This window comes from Prevotella sp. HMSC073D09 (assembly GCF_001814145.1).
Classification (GTDB): domain Bacteria; phylum Bacteroidota; class Bacteroidia; order Bacteroidales; family Bacteroidaceae; genus Prevotella; species Prevotella conceptionensis.
The window spans coordinates 15,982-37,618 of the sequence record NZ_KV815079.1 but is presented as its reverse complement, the minus strand read 5'-3'; the positions used below and the strand labels follow the sequence as shown (position 1 = coordinate 37,618).

The window sequence follows — 21,637 nt, the reverse complement described above, 5'->3', positions numbered from 1 at the left end:
TCACCCTTTCACCTTTTCACCTTTTCACCTTTCCACCTTTCCATCTTTTCACCTTTCCACCTTTTCACCTTTCCATCTTTTCTTCCCGATAAAGCCAATGTGCTTTACTCGTCATGTTGTGCATACGACGAACCACCTTTTGTGGCGAAAGCACCTTGATGCCAGGTCCATAACTCATCAGCACCGAGTAAAGCTCGAAGTTTAGCACCACTTTTATGCTGAAAACGCAGCCTCCTTGTTCCGGATGCTCGTCCTCAACTTGTTGCGAAGGGTGCAGCGGCTTGGTGGAAATGTACCCTGCTTGCTCATCGTCCGCCCAGAACATCACGGTTCTGGGTTTGTCTCCCACATTCTTACTCACTCCGATAACGTCGTCGAAAAAGTGCTCTGCATCAAAATTGGGGTTGTCGCGATAAGGCTCGTCGGCCGTTTCCACCTTCACTATGCGGTCTAAGGGCAGGTTAAACAACACCATGTCGTCTGCAGTAGAACCGAACAGGAACCAACGATTGCGAAACTCTTTCAACAAATGCGGACATAAAACCAGCGTTATCGGCTCTTTGGCCGAGAACGATTGGTAGCTGATGCGCAAGGTCTGTCGATGCGCAATGTAGTTGTATAAGGGGTTAAGCAGTCGCAAACCTTTCAGGTTAGGCACCTTATCGAAATGCACAATGGGCTTGCGATGGTTGCGAGCAATGGCCAAATGGTCTTGCAGGCGATTTACAACATCGCTCATTTCGGTAAACTGCTCAAAGTCTTCAAGCTGCCTAAGCAGGTCCACAGCCTCTTGCATCACCTCGTAATCGTTTTGCGATAAGGGCATGTTGTTGATGCTAAACGTGGCGTCGGCATAGCGATAGAACTTGTGTTCGTACACTTCGATGGGCGCATTGTAGCCCAACTTGTCCGAACGCATCATCTGCAAGTCGGCCTGAACCGTTCTTACCGATACGCCTTTGCGTATTCCCTCCAAGTCGTAGAGGGCATCGCTGCATGCGTCTACCAAGTCGTCGAGCGTCCATCGCCTGTAACGGTTGCGCAGGCAGTTGTCAATGGTTTTATACCTTATCAGTGCATTCTTATTGGCCGGCATCGTTATATATATATTAAATTAGGTGTATGGCGAAGGCCGTTCGCTTGTTCCATGTGATGGATATACTACCATTTAGTATGCCAAATTGGTGGTTTCTGTAAGGGCGGTAGTGTTATGGCGATGGCTCTTCGCTGTACTAAAACATCACAAAGATAACGAGTTTCTACGCAACCTATTTGCGTAGAGGTGATAAAATTGAAAATAATGGTGCTTAAATGCAAGTTTTTTCTCATTACGCAAAAACACTGCGTACCCTTAAACGAACTTTGCAAACGAAAAGGGAAGGCAAACAGCCAACCTCTAAAAAAACAACATATCGACAACATAACACATTAAATACATATAGCAATGGAAACAAAAATAATAAACAACAGGCCTGTGATGATATGGGCTAGCAGCGTAGATGCTAAGGCTATGCAACAGATTGAGAACCTTACCACGTTGCCCTTCTTGTTTCACCACCTTGCCATTATGCCCGACGTGCATGCAGGAATGGGTATGCCCATTGGCGGTGTGCTGGCTTGTAAAGATGCAGTTATACCCAATGCCGTGGGCGTAGACATTGGTTGCGGCATGTGCGCAGTGAAGTCGAACTATAAGGTGACCGACATATCGCCAGATGTTTTGAGGAAGAAAATAATGAGTGGTATTAGGCAACGCATACCCTTAGGCATGATGCACCATACGGAACCCCAACCCGAATGTTACTTACCCGTGGGACATGAGATAGCCCGCATGGAGGTGGTGAAACGTAGGCAAGCGGCCATTGTTTACGAAGTGGGTACGCTTGGCGGAGGAAACCACTTTATAGAACTGCAAAAAGACGAGGAAGGAAACCTTTGGGTGATGTTGCATTCAGGCTCCCGAAACCTTGGTAAGCTAGTTTGCGAACATTATAACAAGCTTACCCAGCAGCTTAACGCCCGTTGGCACACGGTGGTAGACGAGAAATTGCACTTGCCTTTCTTACCCGTTGGGTCGGCAGAGTTTAAAAATTATTGGGCAGAAATGCAATATTGTATAGATTTTGCGTTATGCAATAGAAGCCTGATGATGCAAAGGGTGCAAGAGGTGCTTGCAGATGCACTGCCCGGCATTGCGTTCGAGCCGATGATAAACATTGCGCACAACTATGCCGCATGGGAAAACCACTATGGTAAGAACGTTATTGTACATCGCAAAGGTGCTACTTTGGCTCGCGAAGGCATGGTGGGCATCATCCCCGGCTCGCAAGGAACGGCATCGTATATCGTAGAGGGGCTTGGCAATGCAGCCTCGTTCAATTCTTGTTCGCATGGTGCGGGGCGCGTTTTAAGTAGAACGGCCGCCATTGCATCACTCGATATGCAGGCCGAAGTGGCACAGCTTGAGGCCAAAGGCATTGTTCATGCCATACGTTCGCAAGACGATATGCAAGAGGCAACAGGTGCATACAAAGACATCGAAGAGGTTATTGCCAACCAAACAGACCTGATTAAGGTGAAAACCAAACTGTTACCCATCGCGGTGATTAAGGGTTAAGGATGGTGGGCAATGAACAAAGCTGCGCAACGGGTGATAGAGCGTAGTGTTCCTTTATATAAAGGCATGTGTTTATCGCTAACACACGCTAACGCGCAGCTTGGCACATACTGTAAAGGGAAAAGGAGGGACGGTCAAGTTGGTCTTACTTCAACATCTAAGGGATTTTAGACCAGCAATTACCGCCCTCTCACCCCCTTTTTTATTTAGGTGGCGATTTCGTTAGTCCGTGAGTTGATGAGTTATAACCCTCAAACATCCTCCTAAGTTTATAGCTTGTAAGCTAGGGCGTATGCGGGGGAACGTAATACAATTAGGAACTAAACAGCGATGAAACGCTACGTCTATATTTCTAGATTATAAAGCCAATGGCGAGCAATAACGCCTCGCCCATATTTTAACAGCTTGGAAAACAACCAGCATCAACAATTCCACAACATGGACAACATCATAGCAAACAAAGTGGCTTTGCGTTATCAAGCCCTGTTTATAGATATTGATAGCCAACAGATAAAGCAACCCCACGAAGCGACTGTGGTTGCGTTGACCTTGGTTTCGCGCCTTAGCAAGTTTGGGTATGGCGTAGAACAAGATTTGTTGCAGGCGTTTTATTGGGCGTCTGACAAACAAATCGAGGATGTTTATGTAGTGATGGCTGATGTATTGCGGCTGAAACAGAATTGGGCATCCTTGGTAAAAGGTTGGGGTACGCCAACAAAAGAAAGGCTTATCGACCATTTTATCACCTATGTGGCCAACAGGTTTAAGGGGAAACTTCGACTGGAAGGCACAACCTTGCCTTGCGGACACTTCATTCCCTACGGCACTTTCCCACTTGAACGATACAACGGTTGCCCATATTGCGGCACACCGTTTGTAACTTCAACATTCGTTTACGAGGGACAGGGAAAGAAACTAAAGCCCCTGCACCTCTTTACACGCGTTGACTTGGAGCGCGAACTTCGCACTTTGCTTACTTCACCCACGCCGTTAGATGCTACTCAGACGCAATCGGTGGCGCAACTGCTCATGCTGTTCGATTTGCCTAGCGATGTAGACATTGCCATGAAAGAGACGGCGATGATTGCCATTAAGGCATTGGTGGCGGCAGGAAAAGGCGAACAGGCAACAAGGCTTTTTGAAACGCCTGCCGATATACTGCGGTTTCTATGGTACGAGAAAAATGGATGCGCACGAATTATTGAACCCCGAACGCTCATTGCCAACGCCAGAGGTCTTTATTGGCACATGGCCGCACAAGAAAACAAGGCTAGTGAAGCGGGAGGGGCTATGCGCGAGCGACTAAAACTGAAATACAACAGGGCTTATTGCCGACTTGTGGCCACGTGGATGAATGCCATTCCCCTATCTAGCGAGAAGTCGGCAGAGGCAATGCACGCCAAAAGGGGAATGTGGGTGCGTATGATTAGGGCATTGCGGCTGGCCGAATATGCGCGTAAGAAAGGGTTCAAACGACTTGCCGCATTGCTAGACGTGTTTTATTGCCAAACTTACACCCCTTGGCTAGGTATGCTAGACAAGGCACGAAGGGCAAACGATGCCCAACTAACCCTCTCGTTATTGTCCCAACGCCCTGGCTTGTTCGCTCGTAGTCTGTTCTCAACCATGCTTAACTTTGATTCGCAGACAACACTTGCGGCCTTCGAAGGCATTGTTCATCAGCTGCCTGCGCGTCTGTTGCTTTCGTTAAACAATGGGGCTAAGGCCTATTTCGACCCAAAACGCATGCGCTTGGCACGTCCTATAACAGGTGTGATGCACAATCTTGACCCTCATCCGCTGCTTGTTTCTTTCGATGATGCACAGCTGAAACAGATGATTGCAGACGTAAATGCGATGTACAAACGAGCTATGAAAAGCCGATATGCGCAACAGGCGCACTGTGCTGGTGGTACCATTTATATTGATCCACGACTTTATCAGGTGCCAATCGGCGTGGGCGATAGGTCGAATAGCGTTCAAGACAGGGCATGTGCGTTGCAAGGAACGCGATTTAAGGTAGAAGGCAATGCCGTTAGGCTGTTCATGCAATGGGGCAATGGGTTGCATGCCCAACACCTAGACATGGACCTAAGTGCTGGTATAGCCCTTGAAAATGGTAAATCAATATTCTGCTCTTATTTCAATCTATCTTGCCCAGGAGCAAAGCATTCGGGCGATATACGAAATATTCCAGAGCAGGTTGGTACGGCCGAGTACATCGAATTGAACTTAAACGAATTGGAAAAGGTTGGTGCGCGATACGTAACATTTAGTTGCAACGCCTACTCTTGCGGTGCACTGTCGCCCAATTTAATGGTTGGTTGGATGAATTCAGCCTATCCCATGACCGTTTCTGATAAGGATGGTGTGGCCTACGACCCATCGTGCGTTCAACATATTGTGCGTGTTGACGAGTCCAATTTGTCTAAGGGATTAGTGTTTGGTGTGCTCAATGTGCAACGAAGAGAGATAGTTTGGTTGGAGATGCCATATACTTCACAAACTATTTTAGGCGTTGATGTGGCTAGTGTTGAGGCTCTTCTGAAACGATTGGAAGAGAAAACGACGGTTGGCGAACTGCTGGAAATAAGAGCCGAGGCACAAGGCGCAACGTTAGTTGGCAACGAAAGCGATGCCGATGAACGTTACAACTACCAATGGGCGCTGAACACCGCCGAGGTGAGCAAGCTGTTGTTGGGCTAAGATAAAGAAATATAAGCAAGTTTGCAGGCTAACGGGAAGGCAAAGGAAATGCTTAACTTGTTTCTTGCCGACTCGTCAGCTTGTTTGCTTGTTAGTTCGTCTATCAGTCAACTCATAAACTTATCTTACGTTCACATGTCAACTCGTTCACTTGTATCTCGTCAACTGGTTAACTTGTCTTCTTGTTGACTTGTCAACCAATCTCCTTTCTTCACTTGCTTAATATTTCCAAGTTGTTATCTCCAATCTTAGCAGCCATAACCGAATAGCTACTTCCTGCCGAGCCATAGATAGTAGAGGTGGAGGCCAGCATCCACAGTTCGGCCACTCCACCTCTAATGCCTGCAATGCTATTGCGTGCGGCAGGCTTGGGCGAAGTGATGATGCGGTTGCCAAATTCGGCCTTTAATGCCGTCTTGGTAGCTTCGTCGTCGGTTGCAAGAAATATGCGCGTGTCATTGTGTTGATCAATTTCGCGTCGTGCAGCATCGACAAATAAGCTAAGCGGACTTCGTTCAATCGACTCCTTATTGTCTGTGCGCCTAATGTGCATGCCAATGGTATGCGCCGAGAAATGTTCGCGATAGCTTTGTATTTCATCGAAAACAGGACCGACGGGATGGAACAAATGCTTATAAACAGAATTGGGAACGTTTCCAAAATCTTGGTAACAGCTCATGTAGCTGCTCTTTCCTGTTGCCCATTCATTAAAGTCAAATCCTTGATTTTTTAAGGGTGTAACCTGCCATTCGTCTATGCGTTGTGCGAAACGGAGCCTCTGATATAACAATGGAATGCGGAAATTACGCTTTCTAGGTCGGTCGAGCGTAAGTAGTTCCCATGCTTTGGCCTCCCTTGCCACCATCTCTACGTTATCAATAGGTTCGAAAATGGAATGGAAAGGGGCATTAAGTGCCCAATCGCAAAACCATATCGTCTCGACTTTAACCCCTGTATTTGCGGCTAACTGCCATGCCGATGCCATAGCGCGCATTCTGTTGGCTAGTCCGCCTGAGGGTACAAAAAGTAGTTTTCCTGTGTTCATTGCATTTGATTTCGTGTTGTGTTGAATGCAGATTACCATGATAATGGTTGTCGGTTGTACGCCATCTCTATGTCATGGCGTACTATTAAACAACTTTATGTGGCTTTCCGTTCATCGTTTTGTTTGTTGGTGTGAGTGTATATCACGAGAGTTAGTCTGCCGAAAGTGGAGTGGAATGGCCGAAACGTGCCCTCGCATGGATGTTTATTCCACGATGTCGAACACATCCTCCTTATCTTTCTCCGATTGTTTTGGCGCTTTCTTCTGTTTTTTCAAGTTGCCCTTATCGTCTAGCAAGCCATAGGTTGTGCGTTGAACCACAAATTCTGTTCTGCGGTTCAGCTGGTTGCATATCTCCTGCTTGTCTTTGTCTAGCTTGGTAATAAAGTCTTCGGTCAGCACATCGCCCTCTTTCAACCACTTATAACGCTCAGTCAGTTTCTTTCTAATGGTTTTAGGCTTTTCCTTACCATAGCCAACGGGGGTGAGTCTTTGTGGGGCGATGCCTGCCTCGATAAGGTATTGCACCACGGCATTGGCTCTATGTTGTGCCAATATCTTATTGTATTCGGGTGTACCGCGATAATCGCAGTGCGCGCTTAGTTCGATAGTAACGTTGGGGTTCTCATTAAGCAGTTTCACAAGTTCGTCTAGAGCCTGCTTTGATTCGGGGCGCAGGGTGTACTTATCCAGATCGTAAAAGATGTTGTCGATGAGTACAGGAGCCGTGATGGAGGCCAAGGGGAACTGCAAAACATATTCGTGTGAGGTTTCGGAAGGTTTCACCGCAAGTTCTTCTTTGTGGTTGAGGTAACCCTTGCAGGTGGCCAACATCACGTATTCAACGCCTGGTTTCACCACTTGTTTGAACGAACCATCGGCCAACACATTCAGTTTGAGGTTCGTTCCGTCGTTTCCCACCATAAATACTTGTGCCGCGGGCAGTTCGTAACCGTCTTGTTCGTACACCCATCCTTTAATGCTCTGCACTATTTCGGGATATTCGAAGGCGTAGATGTGGTCCCATCCGCGCGCATCTCCACGATTCGAGGAAAAGAATCCGCGGTTGTATGGGCCTTCGAAGGTAAGTCCGAAGTCGTCGCCATTCGAGTTTAGGGGAAATCCTAGATGCTCTATCGTCCATCGTTGGTCGGTATTTTGCCGCGCCACATACACGTCTAGCCCGCCCAGGCCAACGTGTCCGTCGGACGAGAAGTAAAGATCGCCGTTGGGTCTGAATGTAGGGAAACATTCGTTGCCGGCTGTATTGATGGTTTCTCCAAGGTTCTCCATCTCTCCCAAGCCGTTAGTGGTAAGCCTAATGCGCCATAAGTCTTGCCCACCTTGACCCCCAGGCATGTCCGAAACAAAGTAAAGCCATTGTCCATCGGGCGAAACGGCAGGGTGGGCGAAACTTGAAAGCGTGTCTTTTGATATGTCTAGTTTCGTGGCCTTTGCCCAAGCAGCATCCGAACGGGCAGAAGTCATCACCTGCGCATAACGCGGATAGTTGGGATCTGTGGTGCATTGGGTGAAGTACATGGTGCGTTGGTCGGGCGAGAAGGTACAAGCCCCCTCATCGTATTCGGTATTCAGTCCGCCTTGCACGGGTTCGGGCTTGCTCCATTTGCCCTTGTCATCGCGTTCCGAAACAAAAATGTCGGCAGGTTTAGCGCCTGTTATTCCGCTTAGCGCATCGCCCTTGGCCTCGTTTCGCGTGGACGAGAAGTAAAGTTTGTTGTGGTCGTCGCCGAAGTACATGGGCGAATAGTCGGCTCTGTGAGAGTTAAATACGTCCATGCGTTTCACGATATAGTGTGAGCCATCGCTTTTGGCTTGCGCCGCTTGTTGTGCGGAGAGCAGTCCTTCACTGGCCAATTTGTTTCCAGGCAACGAGTCGAGGGCAATCTTAAAATGCGTTTCGGCCGCCTTGTATGCCCCCGTTTTGAGCAGTTGTCTGCCCAAAAGGAGGTGCGTGTTGGCATCGGCCAGACCAAACCGCAGCACATTTTGGTATGCGCCCACAGCCTTTTGGCTAGCGTTCATCTTGTCGTAGCACAACGCAAGCTTGGTAGATATGTGCCCTCTTGCGGCTTTATCTTTGGCCGGAGTTCGCGTATAAGCCTGTTTAAAGTTGTTGGCGGCATCGAAATATTCGCCAAGTGCCAAGTTTTTTTCACCCTTCTTGATGTAGGCATCGGCACCGCACGATGTGGCGACGAGGGTTATAATCATCAGAAGGGCGTTTATGTGGATTGATTTCATCTTGTTGTTTCTTCGTATGAAGTTGGCAGCTTTTTGTATTAGCAACGTGCTTTTGGGCGTTTTATTGTAACGGCTGGTTTAAAAGTTCCTGCTGCATAACAAGTGGGCTTTACTTAGATGGGCCCTGCCGTGGCTTTGGGTTTATGGTCTGCATGGCTCGTTTACACCTTCACCAAGTCGCTCATTACGCTATCACTGATAAAGATACCCGTTCTTGAAAGCGCAATGTTGTTGCCCGAAAGCACTAGGTGGCCTTGCTTTAAATGATGTTCGGCGGTTTCCAAAAGATACTGGCGATGCGCTTTGCTTAACCTATTGAGGTCTAATCCCTCTTTTGTTCTGAGTGCTGTTGTTATCCAATCGTTGTATTTTGTGTCCTCGTTAAGCACTTCTCTCTCCATTGGTAGCCTGCCGTTTTCAATGGCATCCATGTATTTTCGAAGGTTGGAGACGTTCCATTGGCGCGAGTTGCCATCGTAAGAGTGAGCCGACGGGCCAAGTCCCAAATAAGGAATGGCTTGCCAATAGCTGGCATTGTGGCGCGACCTGAACCCTTCGCGAGCGAAGTTACTTATCTCGTAATGTTCGTAGTTGTTGGCAACGAGCGTGTCTACAAGTAGGTTGAACATGTCTAGGCTTAGGTTGTCGTCTATTTCAGACACACGTTCTTGTTGCAGCAGTCGGAATAGTGGCGTGCCTTCTTCGTACATCAGACTGTAAGCCGAGATGTGTTCAACGCCAAGTTCAATAGCGTTTTGTAAGTCTACGGCCCATTCGTCAAGTGTCTGTTTGGGAAATCCGAAGATAAGGTCGATGCTGATATTGTTGATGCCCACTTGTCTAAGCCTTTCAATGGCAGGCGCTATGTCGGTAGCCTTATGTCGTCTGCGAAGGAATGTTAGCCGTTCGTCGGAGAATGTTTGAACGCCCATGCTGACGCGGTTAACAGGTAGGCGGCTGATGGCTTGGGCAAATCGGGGCGTTATGTCGTCGGGATTGCACTCGATGGTTACTTCGGCATGGGGCGAAATATGGAAGGTAGACTCCTTATTATATATTGTGTCGAACAGCCGTTGCAGGTTTTGTTCGCTTAGTCGCGAAGGCGTTCCACCGCCCAAATAGATGGTACCTATCGTTATCGGCAACGAGGGAGCGGCCTTGTCAAGCAGGTAATCGCGCCTCATTTCCAGCTCGGAACACAGTGCCTGCACAAGACGGTCTTGGCTAGAAAGGGTAGTTGTGGTGTAGAAAGCGCAATAGACGCACCTGCTTGCACAGAAAGGAACATGTATGTAAATACCAGCCATCTTTTTCTTTTTAGGAGCAAAAGTACTAAAATGTTTTAAATTCTGTACACTTTTTATGTGATGTTTTGGTGGGGTGGCATAAAATACCTATCTTAGACGGCGGAAAAGGCAACGATGCTTTTCTCCATGAAACGTGAGATTACTAACACTTTAAATCTTTTGATATGAGGGTTTATCAGACGAACGAAATTAAGAACATTGCCCTAGTGGGCAGTGCGGGTTCCGGCAAGACCACTCTTGCCGAGGCAATGCTTTTTGGTAGTGGTGTAATCAAGCGCCGTGGCTCGGTGGAAGCTAAGAACACGGTGAGTGATTATTTCCCCGTTGAACAGGAATATGGCTACTCGGTCTTCCCGACAATATTCCATGTAGAGTGGAACAACAAAAAGCTGAACATCATCGACTGTCCCGGAGCTGACGATTTTGTGAGCGGAGCAATAACCGCGCTGAACGTTACAGACGAGGCCGTTATCCTGATTAACGGGCAATACGGTCCCGAAGTGGGAACACAAAACAATTTCAGATACACGGAAAAACTCAAGAAACCTGTTATCTTCCTTATCAACCAGCTGGATTCGGAGAAGTGCGACTTCGACAATATTATCTCGACCATGAAGGATATCTATGGCGAGAAATGTGTGCAAATTCAGTATCCTACACAAACAGGGCCAGGCTTTAATGCCATCATCGACGTGCTAACCATGAAAAAATATTCGTGGAACGCTGAGGGAGGCTCGCCAAAGGTGGAAGACATTCCTGCTGAAGAAATGGAAAAGGCTACGGCTTTGAATAAGATATTGGTTGAGGCAGCAGCCGAGAACGACGAAGGACTGATGGAGAAGTTCTTCGAAAGCGAAACGCTTACCGAAGACGAACTGCGTGAAGGCATTCGCAAAGGTCTTGTAACGCGCAGCATTTTCCCCGTATTCTGCGTGTGCGCAGGCAAAGACATGGGTGTGCGTAGACTTATGGAGTTCTTGGGTAATGTGGTTCCGTTCGTAAGCGAGATGCCCAAACTGCACAATACTCGCGGTGAAGAAATAACACCTGCAGCGGAAGGACCTACCTCCATTTATTTCTTTAAAACGGGAATGGAACCACACATCGGCGAAGTGTCTTATTTCAAGGTGATGAGCGGATGCGTAAAGGTGGGCGACGACATGACGAACGCCGACCGCGGTTCGAAAGAACGTATCGGACAACTTTACGCTTGTGCTGGCGCAAACCGCATACCCGTAGACAAACTGAATGCAGGCGACATCGGATGTACCGTTAAGCTTAAAGACGTAAAGACTGGTAACACCCTCAACGCTAAGGATTGCGACAATAAGTTCGATTTTATCAAATACCCCAATTCAAAATATTCGCGCTCAATAAAGGCCGTTAACACGCAAGACACCGAGAAGTTGATGGCTGCCTTGCTTAGAATGCACCAAGAAGACCCAACATGGGTGGTGGAGCAAAGCAAGGAGTTACGACAAACTATCGTACATGGTCAGGGCGAGTTCCATTTAAGAACCCTCAAATGGCGACTGGAAAACAACGAGAAACTGCAAGTGAAGTTCGGTGAACCGAAAATTCCTTATCGCGAGACCATCACCAAGTCGGCTAGCGCAGAGTATCGCCATAAAAAACAGAGTGGTGGTGCAGGGCAATTTGGTGAAGTTCATCTCATCATCGAGCCTTATGCAGAAGGCATGCCCGACCCAACAACCTATAAGTTGAATGGCCAAGATGTGAAGATGAATATCAAGGGCAAAGAAGAATTGCCGTTGGAGTGGGGAGGCAAATTGGTGTTCATCAACTCGGTTGTTGGTGGAGCCATTGATGCACGTTTCATGCCGGCAATTCTGAAAGGTATCATGGACTGCATGGAGCATGGACCGTTAACGGGTAGCTATGCGCGAGATGTACGCGTTATCGTGTATGATGGCAAGATGCACCCCGTAGATTCAAACGAACTTTCGTTCATGTTGGCTGCACGTCGCGCTTTCTCTGACGCGTTTAAGGCAGCAGGGCCAAAGATTCTCGAACCCATTTACGACTTGGAAGTGTACGTTCCAGACGATTTTATGGGCGACGTGATGAGCGACTTGCAAGGTAGACGCGCATTGATAATGGGAATGGACAGCGAGGCTGGATACCAAAAGCTGATGGCTAAGATTCCTTTGAAGGAACTGTCTAACTATTCTATCTCGTTGAGTTCGCTTACTGGCGGACGCGCATCATTCACCACTAAGTTTGCTAGCTACGAGCTTGTTCCGAACGAAATACAGCAAGAACTGATTAAGGAACACGAAGCCGAGTTGGCTAATGAAGAAGAGTAAATTTGTTTAGGTTTATCATTAATTAAGTCCCTGGCAGCCACCAGAGTGTGGCTGTCGGGGATTGATACCATTCGAAAAACGCCTTTTTACCAGGAAAGCACCGATAGTTAATTGCCTATATTCGCATACACACTGGCTTTTTCGTTAACGTATTTGAAAACTGGAAACGTTTTTAACATTCGAGTTGTGTTATCTCGTTTGCCCTGTTAATTTTGCAAATATGAAGAAAAGAACGATTTGGACAATAGCAATCATAATGGGAACTTCTTTCCTTGCTCTTCTGTTCGTACAGCTGAAGTATATTCAGGAGATGGCGGACATGAAGAAGGAGCAGTTTGATGAGTCTGTAAATCGAGCTTTATATCAAGCGTCGCGTAACATGGAACTTAACGAAACGCTTCGCTATCTTGAAAAAGACATTAACGAAACCGAGCATAAGGCACTTCAAAACGATAGTGCTAGTGGGCGAAACGGTTTACCCGATGGCTCTTACCAACGTTCGCACCAATTGTCGCTTGGCGACAAGGGCGGCATGATGTACACGGCTTTCGAACTGAAAACCATTACAACCAAACCCTCGCAAATGCCAAAGGCCATGATTTTGAGGAGCGACAAGAACTCGCTCTCCGAAGCATCGAAAGCCATGCAAGAGGTGGTTAAGAACAGGTATGTTTACCAACGCGCGCTGTTAGACGAGGTGGTGTACACCATTCTTTATTCGGCATCTGAGCGTCCGCTGAAAGAGCGCATCAACTTCAAGTCGCTAGATCAGGACCTAAAAAACGAATTGATGAGCAACGGCATAAACCTGCAATACCATTTCACGGTGTCAACGCCCGATGGTAGAGAAATTTATCGCTGTTCTGACTATTCGGAAGAGGGCGAAGACTATTCTTACTCGCAGGTGTTGTTCAGAAACGACCCCGCCTCTAAAATGGGATTGGTGAAGATACACTTCCCCGACATGAACAGCTACATTTATTCAAGCGTGCGTTTTGTTATCCCCTCGGTTATATTCACATTGGTGTTGCTTGTCACTTTCATCTTCACCATCGTGGTTATATTCCGCCAGAAACGATACACCGAGATGCGAAACGACTTTATCAACAACATGACGCACGAGTTGAAGACGCCCATCAGCAGCATTTCGCTTGCCGCCCAAATGCTGAACGATACCAGTGTTACCAAGAGCGAGAGCATGATGAAACACCTGGGGGGCGTTATAAACGACGAGTCGAAACGCTTACGGTTCCTTGTTGAGAAGGTTTTGCAGATGTCGCTCTTCGACAAGAAGAAGGCCATCTTCAACATGAAACAGCTCGACCTCAACGAAATGGTCGAGAATATTGCACACACGTTCACCCTAAGAGTTGAGCATACGGGTGGTAAGATATACACAGAAATAGAGGCAATAGACTCTACCATCTATGTAGATGAAATGCACTTCCAAAACGCCATCTTCAACTTGATGGACAATGCAGTGAAGTATAAGAAACCCGATGGGCCACTGGACATATACCTTCGCACATGGAACGATGACGACCACCTTTACCTTTCGGTGCGAGATACGGGTATCGGCATAAAGAAAGATAATTTAAAGAAAGTGTTTGAGAAGTTCTTCCGTGTTCATACAGGCAACCTTCACAATGTGAAAGGTTTCGGACTGGGGCTCGCTTACGTAAAAAAGATAATAGACGTACACAAAGGTGAGATTTCCGTAGAGAGCGAATACGGCAAAGGAACAACGTTTACGATAAAATTACCAATAATAAAAGATTAAAGACTATGGACGAGAAATTGAAAATCCTGTTATGCGAGGACGATGAGAATTTGGGAATGTTGCTTCGCGAGTACTTGCAGGCTAAGGGCTATATGGCTGAACTTTGTCCTGACGGCGAGGCTGGCTACAAGGCCTTTTTGAAAACGAAGTTTGATATTTGTGTGCTAGATGTGATGATGCCTAAAAAGGATGGCTTTACATTAGCACAGGAGATAAGGCAAGCTAACTCTGAAATCCCCATTGTTTTCTTAACGGCCAAGACGCTGAAAGAAGACATTCTGGAAGGTTTCAAGATTGGAGCAGACGACTATATCACCAAGCCTTTCTCGATGGAAGAGTTGGTTTTCCGTGTAGAGGCCATACTGCGCCGCGTTCGCGGAAAGAAGAATAAGGAAAATACCTTATATCATATAGGCAAGTTCTTGTTCGACACGCAGAAACAACTGCTTACCATTGGCGGCAAGCAAACCAAGCTTACCACCAAGGAAAATGAGTTGTTGGCACTGCTTTGTTCGCACGCCAACGAGATTTTGCAGCGCGACTTCGCACTGAAAACCATTTGGATAGACGACAATTATTTCAACGCTCGCTCGATGGACGTGTATATCACGAAATTGCGTAAGCATTTGAAGGACGATGAAGACATCGAAATCATCAACATCCACGGTAAGGGTTATAAGCTGATAACACCCGATGTGGAGTAGGCTATAAACCCAAAAGTTTCTGAGTTCGTTGGTTCGTGGGCTAGCTAGTTCATGAGTTTTTAAGCTCTCAAGTTTTTCTGCAATTATAAGTTCGTAAGCTTTTAATTAGGGGGAGAATAGGAGATGGCGTGCAAACTCATAACTCGCAGACTCACAAGCTTAATAACTCAAAAACTTAGGTAACTTAATTAACCTTAGCTTTCCATTTTAACGGGGTGCTTGGCAAATCTGCCAGCGCCCCGTTGACGCGTATGCTTTAACCCCATCGTATGTGGCGCGGGCTTAATATTCGCTCGACTTCTTTTGCCAAACAACATGTAGCACGGCACCGCAAACCACCGAAACCAGTCCTACAAAGAGCGGAAGGTTGCTGTGCGTCCACTTGGCAAAGTAGCTAACTACAAATATAATAACGCCCATGCAGACCAACGCAAGGCCGATATATGGATAAAATTTCCTCATAATCAATCTAATGTGAAGACAAAATTACAAAAAAGGTTTGGTTAAATCAATAAAAATCAATACCTTTGCACCGCAATTTGCAAAATAACATTTATTAATTACATTTTCAGTATGAATCAATACGAAACCGTTTTCATTTTGACTCCCGTTTTGTCTGATGAACAGATGAAGGAAACGGTCGCTAAATTCAAGAAACTCCTCACCGATAAAGGTGCCGAGATTGTGAACGAAGAGGCCTGGGGATTGAAAAAAATGGCTTATGCTATTCAGAAGAAATCAACAGGCTTCTATTGTCTGTTGGAGTTCAAGGCCGAGCCAGAAGTGATTAAATCGCTCGAAACAGGCTATCGTCGTGACGAGAAAGTTATCCGTCACATGGTAGTGAAACTCGACAAGTACGCTGTACAATACGCCGAGAAGAGAAAGCACAAGTGGACTAAAAAATTAGAGGAGGCTTAAACATGGCAGACAAGCAATCAGAAATTCGCTATTTGACCCCACCCTCGGTGGATACCAAAAAGAAGAAATATTGCCGTTTCAAGAAGAGCGGTATCAAATACATCGACTACAAGGATCCCGAGTTCCTCAAGAAGTTCCTTAACGAGCAGGGTAAGATTTTGCCCCGTCGCATCACAGGCACTTCGCTCAAATACCAACGCCGCGTGGCACAAGCCATCAAGCGCGCACGCCAAATAGCGTTGCTTCCTTATGTAACCGATTTGATGAAATAACGAGAGGAGGAACAGAATGGAATTAATACTCAAAGAAGACATTATCGGACTGGGTTATAAGAACGATATTGTAAACGTAAAAAGCGGCTATGGCCGTAACTATCTCATCCCTACGGGTAAGGCCGTTATTGCCTCCGAGTCGGCTAAGAAGGTTCTCGCCGAGAACTTGAAACAACAGGCTCACAAGCTTGCTGCCATCAAGGCCGAGGCCGAAAAGAAGGCGAAAGCACTAGAAGGCGTGGCACTTGTTATCGAGGCCAAGGTTTCTGCAACTGGCGCAACATACGGCTCGGTTAACGCAGCCACCGTTGCCGAAGAATTGAAGAAACAAGGCATCGAGGTAGACAGGAAGATTATCACCATGCGCGATATTAAGCGTGTTGGCGATTTCGAGGCTGTTGTTCACTTCCATAAAGAAGTGGAAATAGTTGTTCCTGTTAAGGTTGTTGCCGAAAACGCAGTGGTTGAAACACCCGCAGTAGAAGAAATGGTCGTAGCTGAGGTTGTTGAGGAAACCCCCAACACCGAAGTAGAGGAAACTCCCGCAGCAGAATAATTTTGCACTGTAAAGCAAATCTATATGAACCCCGATTGGCCAAATGTCAGTCGGGGTTTCTGTTTTCATGTATTCTACATCCAGCATCATGCTAATTAGGGTGGATGTGTAATTTTGAGATGTTATAGTCAAACAGAATTGCTTTTGGAAAACATTTGTTGAATGAATGCAAGGCGTGCGTAACCTGGCATCCATAAACCTTTACGCAGAAGGAAAGGAGAACTTCTGTTTGTTTACGATGTAACTATGGCTTTCCAAACTCAATTCTGTTTGATTATAAACGAAATTCTGCTCAACCCACAGACCCGCAAGCTCATCAACTCATCAACTCACCAACTCACACAAGCTCATCAACTCATCAACCCACAAGCTCATCAACCCACAAACTCATCAACCCACAAACTCATCAACCCACAAACTCATCAACCCATACAAGCTCATCAACCCATACAAGCTCATCAACTCATCAACTCAAAAACTCGTAAACTCAAATACTCACCAACTCAAGTGCTCACCAACTAATCTACTCAAACCCACCCCAACCCATCAACTTAAAAATATTGTTTTTATTTTACAATTGCGTTCTGATTTTCACTCAGTTCTAGCGAAAATTAAGGTAAAAAAGTAGGTAAATAGTCACTATCTCTAGCCATTCACGTCTTCTGAAGTGTCCGTTATTAAGAAAAGAACCTGCATTTTGCACCATTTAGCCTTTCTAGTTTGGTTGTCGGCTCGTAATTTTTCAAGCCCAATTACCCACTTTTAGACCCTAAAATCCTACTTTTCAACTACAATTTCGCCCTTTCTGGTCCTGTTTTTAATGGTCCTAAGAGGTTTTGTTTATACCATTGTGGTGTATATTTATGCGTATCGTTACGCATTTAGCAGCTTTTTAGCTTGCATTTAGCACCAAAACGCATTGCATTTAGCACCAAAACGCATTGCATTTAGCACCAAAACGCACTGCGTTTAGCACCAAAATGCACTGCGTTTAGCACCAAAATACACTGCGTTTTGCGGCATATTGCACTTCATTTTGCTGCAAATAGCCTAAGAACTGGTGCAAATGACGGTTCATTAAAATAAATATTCATTTTGTCGTATGCACAAGCTAACCCCCTTTTGCATCTAAACCAACCCTCGCGAGAATCGATTTTTTGCGGCAAGGTGAGCGGTTGGTGGGCGAAAAGGGCACTTATAATGTTAAATTTTATGCTAAAAACTAGACAAAAACGATTGTGCTATGTACGAGTGCGTGGCCATCGGCACGGAAAACATTTACGCTTACGACCAACAGCGGGAGCGATTGTAGGAGATGGTAAATGATAATCCAAACCTTGCAGGTGTATAAAGGTGTTTCGTTGTCAAGCAAGAACGAAACGAGTTTGGAAAACCTATATGCTCGGTTGCATTTTATTAAACCGAAATCGGTTCATTACGGATTTTCAAAAGCAACGTGTTATGAACATCCTTCTTTATTATTTGGAATACGACTTGCGAGTTGACGCTTTGCGCGTGTTCAGTGTTTCCTTTAGCAAAATCAAAGCGTTTTTTTCTAATGAACTGATTGGGGTTAAATGTGTGTAATGGAATAATGTACAGCATTTGCAGTGAGCAAATAAGTATAGGGCGGCGATTATTTGCAGAGTTGGAAGAAAAGTATTAATTTTGCATAATAGTTAAAATCAATTACAACAACAAATTAAATTCGGTATGAAAGCATACGTTTTCCCTGGTCAGGGAGCACAATTTGCGGGTATGGGCAAAGACCTGTACGACTCAAAGCCTTTGGCAAAGGAACTGTTTGATAAGGCCAACGAAATCCTTGGTTATAGTATCACGGACATCATGTTCAACGGAACGGACGAACAACTTAAAGAAACAAAGATAACTCAGCCTGCTGTGTTCTTGCACAGCGTTATTTCGGCCCTTTGTTTGGGCGACGAATTTACCCCATCAATGGTTGCCGGACATAGCTTGGGCGAGTTTTCTGCACTCGTAGCAGCAGGCGCGTTGAGCTTTGAAGATGGCTTACGCTTGGTTTATGCCCGTGCAATGGCCATGCAAAAGGCTTGCGAAGTGGCTCCCGGAACAATGGCCGCCATCGTTGGATTGGACGATGAAACGGTGGAAAAGGTTTGCCAACAGGTAAGCACAACGGGCAACGTGGTGGTTGCTGCCAACTACAACTGTCCCGGACAGCTTGTTATTTCGGGTAACATTGATGCCGTAAACCAAGCTTGCGAACTGCTTAAAGAGGCTGGTGCAAAACGTGCGTTGCCCTTGAAGGTGGGCGGAGCCTTCCATTCGCCCTTGATGCAGCCCGCAAAAGACGAATTGCAGACTGCCATTGAGAACACTACGTTCGCTGAACCCAAGTGCCCCGTTTACCAAAACGTTGACGGACAGGCTCACACTGCACCCGAAGAGATTAAGAAGAACCTTATAGCACAGCTTACCAGCTCGGTAAGATGGACTTCTAGCGTGCAAAACATGATAAAGGACGGTGCTGACGACTTCACCGAATGCGGTCCAGGTAAAGCCTTGCAAGGCATGATTGGTCGCATAGACAAGGCTGTTGCTGCACACGGCATAGAATAATCATTACTTGGGAGTGCCTTTCCGCGCTCTACCTTTGGAATAAACACACCATCGTGAACAACAAGATTATCATATATCAGGTGTTTCCACGGCTTTTCGGCAATCGCAACCTCACTAACAAAAAGTGGGGAACGATTGCCGAAAATGGCTGTGGGAAGATGAACGACTTCGACGAACAAGCCCTGCAACGCATCCGCAAGTTGGGCATTAGCCACATTTGGTTTACGGGAATTATCCGACATGCATCGCAAACAGACTACTCTGAGTACGGCATTCCCACGCAACACAGTGTTATAGTGAAGGGTAGAGCGGGTTCGCCTTACGCCATTACCGACTATTACGACGTATCGCCCGACTTGGCCGTAGATGTTGAACATCGGTTAGAAGAGTTCAAGGCATTGGTGCAAAGGGTGCACAAGTGCGGCATGAAGGTAATCGTTGATTTTGTACCCAACCATGTTGCACGAGAATATAAGTCGGTTTGCAGACCGAATGGCGTGGCCGACTTAGGTGAAAACGACGACACTAGCCTGCATTTCTCTACCAACAATAACTTTTATTATTGTTGGGGAAAACCGTTTGAACCCTCCATTCCGCTTACCGATAGCGCAGGAAACACCTATCATGAACAGCCAGCAAAGGCCACAGGCAACGACCGTTTCGACAATCATCCCGGCATTAACGACTGGTACGAAACCATTAAGCTGAACTATGGCGTAGACTATTGCGATGCTGCTGGGCGTAGCGAGCATTTTGTTCCTGTGCCCGACACTTGGAAAAAGATGGTAGACATCCTTTTGTTTTGGGCAGATGCGGGTGTAGATGGTTTCCGTTGCGACATGGTTGAAATGGTTCCAACGGCCTTTTGGCAATACGCCACGGGCATATTAAAGGAGAATTATCCGCAAACCATCGTCATTGGCGAAGTTTACGACCCCTACCAATACCGCGCTTATGTGCAGTCGGGCTTTGATTACCTTTATGATAAGGTGGGCATGTACGATTGTATGAAGAGCATTGTGCGCCAAGAAAGTCATGCAGCTGCCATTACACACCAGTGGCAATCGCTCGACGATATTGGTAAGCACATGCTTTACTTCCTTGAAAACCATGACGAACAGCGCATTGCAAGCCCTTTCTTCTGCGGCGATGCCCAGCGGGCGATACCTGCCCTTATCGTGTCGGCCTTGATGCAACGCAACCCCATGCTGATATATGCAGGCCAAGAGTTTGGCGAACCTGGCATGGACAACGAAGGGTTTAGCGGTATAGATGGGCGTACAACCATCTTCGACTATTGGACAGTTGGCTCTCTTTATCGTGGTTACTTCGACCGCGAAAAGCTTTCTGCACAAGAAAACGATATTTATGCCCAGTATCAGCAAATTCTTCGTATTGCACGTGGCGAGACGGCTATTGGTAAAGGTCTTTTCTTCGACCTGATGTACGTCAATCCGCAGTCAGACCATTTCAATCCAGCACGGCATTTTGCCTTCCTAAGAAAATGGCAAGACGAATTGCTTTTGGTGGTGGTTAACTTCTCTGGCGAAAACAATAGCGTGCAAGTAAATATCCCTGGGCACGCGTTTGATTATCTGCAACTGCCCGAAGGACACTTTGGCGCGATAGATTTGCTCACTGGCGAAACAACCATTGAGAACCTCGGCCGTGATGGAAACATCTCAATGACGCTCGCTCCATATAACGGAAGAATTTTTAAGTTTAACACTAAGATGAAAGACGACGAACTATTGCTGTGCACGCACAATAAGGACGAGTTTCCACCTGCGCATACGGCCGAACATCTACTTAACCAAGTGATGATTAGAATGTTCGATTGCGGACGTTCAACCAATGCGCACGTAGAGCGGAAGAAGAGCAAGATAAGCTACACGCTTGATAGAAAACCTTCGCGACAAGACGAAAAGGAGATAGAACGGCGCATGAACGAGCTGATAGAAGAGGACCTCCCGGTTACCTACGAACTTGTAGATAGGTACGACTTACCCGAAGGTATCGACCTCTCGCGCGTGCCCGACGACTATTCAAGCATGGTGCGTATTGTTAGAATAGGCGATTTCGACGCTTGTCCCTGCATAGGCAAGCACGTGCGTTCTACGGGGCAGATTGGCAAATTCGTGCTGTTGGGCACCAATTGGGACGAACCTACACGTACTTTCCGCGTTCGTTTCAAGTTGGTGTAGGCCACATCCGTCGGCAACGGCTTAGGGCTGTGCTCACCATATTTGGTTGGTTGTCAAACGAAACCTAATTGTTTGTTTGGTTTCGTTTGGCCGCCAGCCTATCTCCTTTTTGCTATTTTAACCGTTTGTTCCTTCCTGTCGTATCGTCAATTACGTTCATTTCGCTGCCTATCTCTTTTTTTGCTCTTACGTTATATGTGCTTACTTTTGTCCATCAGTTTATGAGGTTTTTGCATAAGGCGTTCGGGTAAGCGCTGTTTTTCGTGTTATTTTGTTCTTTACTTATTGGCTGATAGGGAGATAGGCACGCACTCTTTGTTTTGTAATTAATG

Annotated in this window: 15 protein-coding genes; 10 read left to right on the top strand and 5 right to left on the bottom strand. The window is 46.5% G+C overall.

The window, feature by feature from the left end:
* Window positions 1-64: 64 nt before the first annotated feature.
* Window positions 65-1,096 (bottom strand): helix-turn-helix transcriptional regulator, encoded by a 1,032-nt coding sequence (locus tag HMPREF2955_RS05940; protein WP_070721804.1) that lies wholly within the window; start codon window positions 1,094-1,096, stop codon window positions 65-67.
* Window positions 1,097-1,444: 348 nt separating this feature from the next.
* Between HMPREF2955_RS05940 and HMPREF2955_RS05935 the strand changes: the two genes are divergently transcribed.
* Together HMPREF2955_RS05935 and HMPREF2955_RS05930 are read left to right on the top strand one after the other, a co-directional pair.
* Window positions 1,445-2,617: an RtcB family protein gene (locus HMPREF2955_RS05935; RefSeq protein ID WP_070721802.1), complete on the top strand. Its 1,173-nt coding sequence runs from the start codon at window positions 1,445-1,447 to the stop codon at window positions 2,615-2,617.
* Window positions 2,618-3,055: 438 nt separating this feature from the next.
* A complete protein-coding gene (locus tag HMPREF2955_RS05930) occupies window positions 3,056-5,323 on the top strand; it encodes a TerD family protein (RefSeq protein WP_070721980.1) in 2,268 nt (755 codons plus the stop codon).
* A 211-nt stretch (window positions 5,324-5,534) separates the two neighbouring features.
* On the opposite strand, the gene HMPREF2955_RS05925 is transcribed toward HMPREF2955_RS05930, so the two are convergent.
* The 3 genes from HMPREF2955_RS05925 to hemW all read right to left on the bottom strand — a co-directional run bounded on the left by HMPREF2955_RS05925 (window position 5,535) and on the right by hemW (window position 9,940).
* Window positions 5,535-6,368, bottom strand: coding sequence for an O-fucosyltransferase family protein (locus HMPREF2955_RS05925; RefSeq protein WP_070721800.1), 834 nt, complete (start codon window positions 6,366-6,368; stop codon window positions 5,535-5,537).
* Between the two features lie 204 nt (window positions 6,369-6,572).
* Window positions 6,573-8,633 (bottom strand): PorE family type IX secretion system protein, encoded by a 2,061-nt coding sequence (locus tag HMPREF2955_RS05920; protein WP_070721978.1) that lies wholly within the window; start codon window positions 8,631-8,633, stop codon window positions 6,573-6,575.
* 161 nt (window positions 8,634-8,794) lie between these two features.
* Window positions 8,795-9,940 (bottom strand): radical SAM family heme chaperone HemW, encoded by a 1,146-nt coding sequence (gene hemW / locus HMPREF2955_RS05915; protein WP_070721798.1) that lies wholly within the window; start codon window positions 9,938-9,940, stop codon window positions 8,795-8,797.
* A gap of 164 nt (window positions 9,941-10,104) precedes the next feature.
* On the opposite strand from hemW, the gene HMPREF2955_RS05910 reads away from it, so the two are divergent.
* From HMPREF2955_RS05910 to HMPREF2955_RS05900, 3 genes are all read left to right on the top strand, one after another.
* Entirely contained in the window at window positions 10,105-12,267 is a 2,163-nt protein-coding gene (locus tag HMPREF2955_RS05910) for an elongation factor G (RefSeq protein ID WP_009229455.1), read from the top strand.
* Window positions 12,268-12,487: 220 nt separating this feature from the next.
* Window positions 12,488-14,047 (top strand): sensor histidine kinase, encoded by a 1,560-nt coding sequence (locus tag HMPREF2955_RS05905; protein ID WP_019187964.1) that lies wholly within the window; start codon window positions 12,488-12,490, stop codon window positions 14,045-14,047.
* A gap of 5 nt (window positions 14,048-14,052) precedes the next feature.
* Window positions 14,053-14,751 carry a response regulator transcription factor RprY gene (locus HMPREF2955_RS05900; protein ID WP_009229457.1) on the top strand — a complete coding sequence of 233 codons (699 nt, stop codon included), beginning with the start codon at window positions 14,053-14,055 and terminating at the stop codon, window positions 14,749-14,751.
* Window positions 14,752-15,033: 282 nt separating this feature from the next.
* Here HMPREF2955_RS05900 and HMPREF2955_RS05895 read toward each other — a convergent pair whose 3' ends face one another.
* Window positions 15,034-15,213, bottom strand: coding sequence for a hypothetical protein (locus HMPREF2955_RS05895; protein ID WP_070721797.1), 180 nt, complete (start codon window positions 15,211-15,213; stop codon window positions 15,034-15,036).
* Between the two features lie 111 nt (window positions 15,214-15,324).
* Here HMPREF2955_RS05895 and rpsF point away from each other — a divergent pair, with 111 nt between their 5' ends.
* The 5 genes from rpsF to HMPREF2955_RS05865 all read left to right on the top strand — a co-directional run bounded on the left by rpsF (window position 15,325) and on the right by HMPREF2955_RS05865 (window position 21,305).
* Window positions 15,325-15,672, top strand: coding sequence for a 30S ribosomal protein S6 (gene rpsF / locus HMPREF2955_RS05890; protein ID WP_009229458.1), 348 nt, complete (start codon window positions 15,325-15,327; stop codon window positions 15,670-15,672).
* Between the two features lie 2 nt (window positions 15,673-15,674).
* A complete protein-coding gene (gene rpsR / locus HMPREF2955_RS05885) occupies window positions 15,675-15,944 on the top strand; it encodes a 30S ribosomal protein S18 (RefSeq protein ID WP_009229459.1) in 270 nt (89 codons plus the stop codon).
* Between the two features lie 16 nt (window positions 15,945-15,960).
* Window positions 15,961-16,500: a 50S ribosomal protein L9 gene (rplI, locus tag HMPREF2955_RS05880; RefSeq protein ID WP_070721794.1), complete on the top strand. Its 540-nt coding sequence runs from the start codon at window positions 15,961-15,963 to the stop codon at window positions 16,498-16,500.
* 1,713 nt (window positions 16,501-18,213) lie between these two features.
* The gene (fabD, locus tag HMPREF2955_RS05870) at window positions 18,214-19,101 is read left to right on the top strand and encodes an ACP S-malonyltransferase (RefSeq protein ID WP_070721790.1); all 888 of its coding nucleotides are present in this window, start codon (window positions 18,214-18,216) and stop codon (window positions 19,099-19,101) included.
* 53 nt (window positions 19,102-19,154) lie between these two features.
* A complete protein-coding gene (locus tag HMPREF2955_RS05865; RefSeq protein WP_070721789.1) occupies window positions 19,155-21,305 on the top strand; it encodes an alpha-amylase family glycosyl hydrolase in 2,151 nt (716 codons plus the stop codon).
* The last annotated feature ends 332 nt before the right edge of the window (window positions 21,306-21,637 follow it).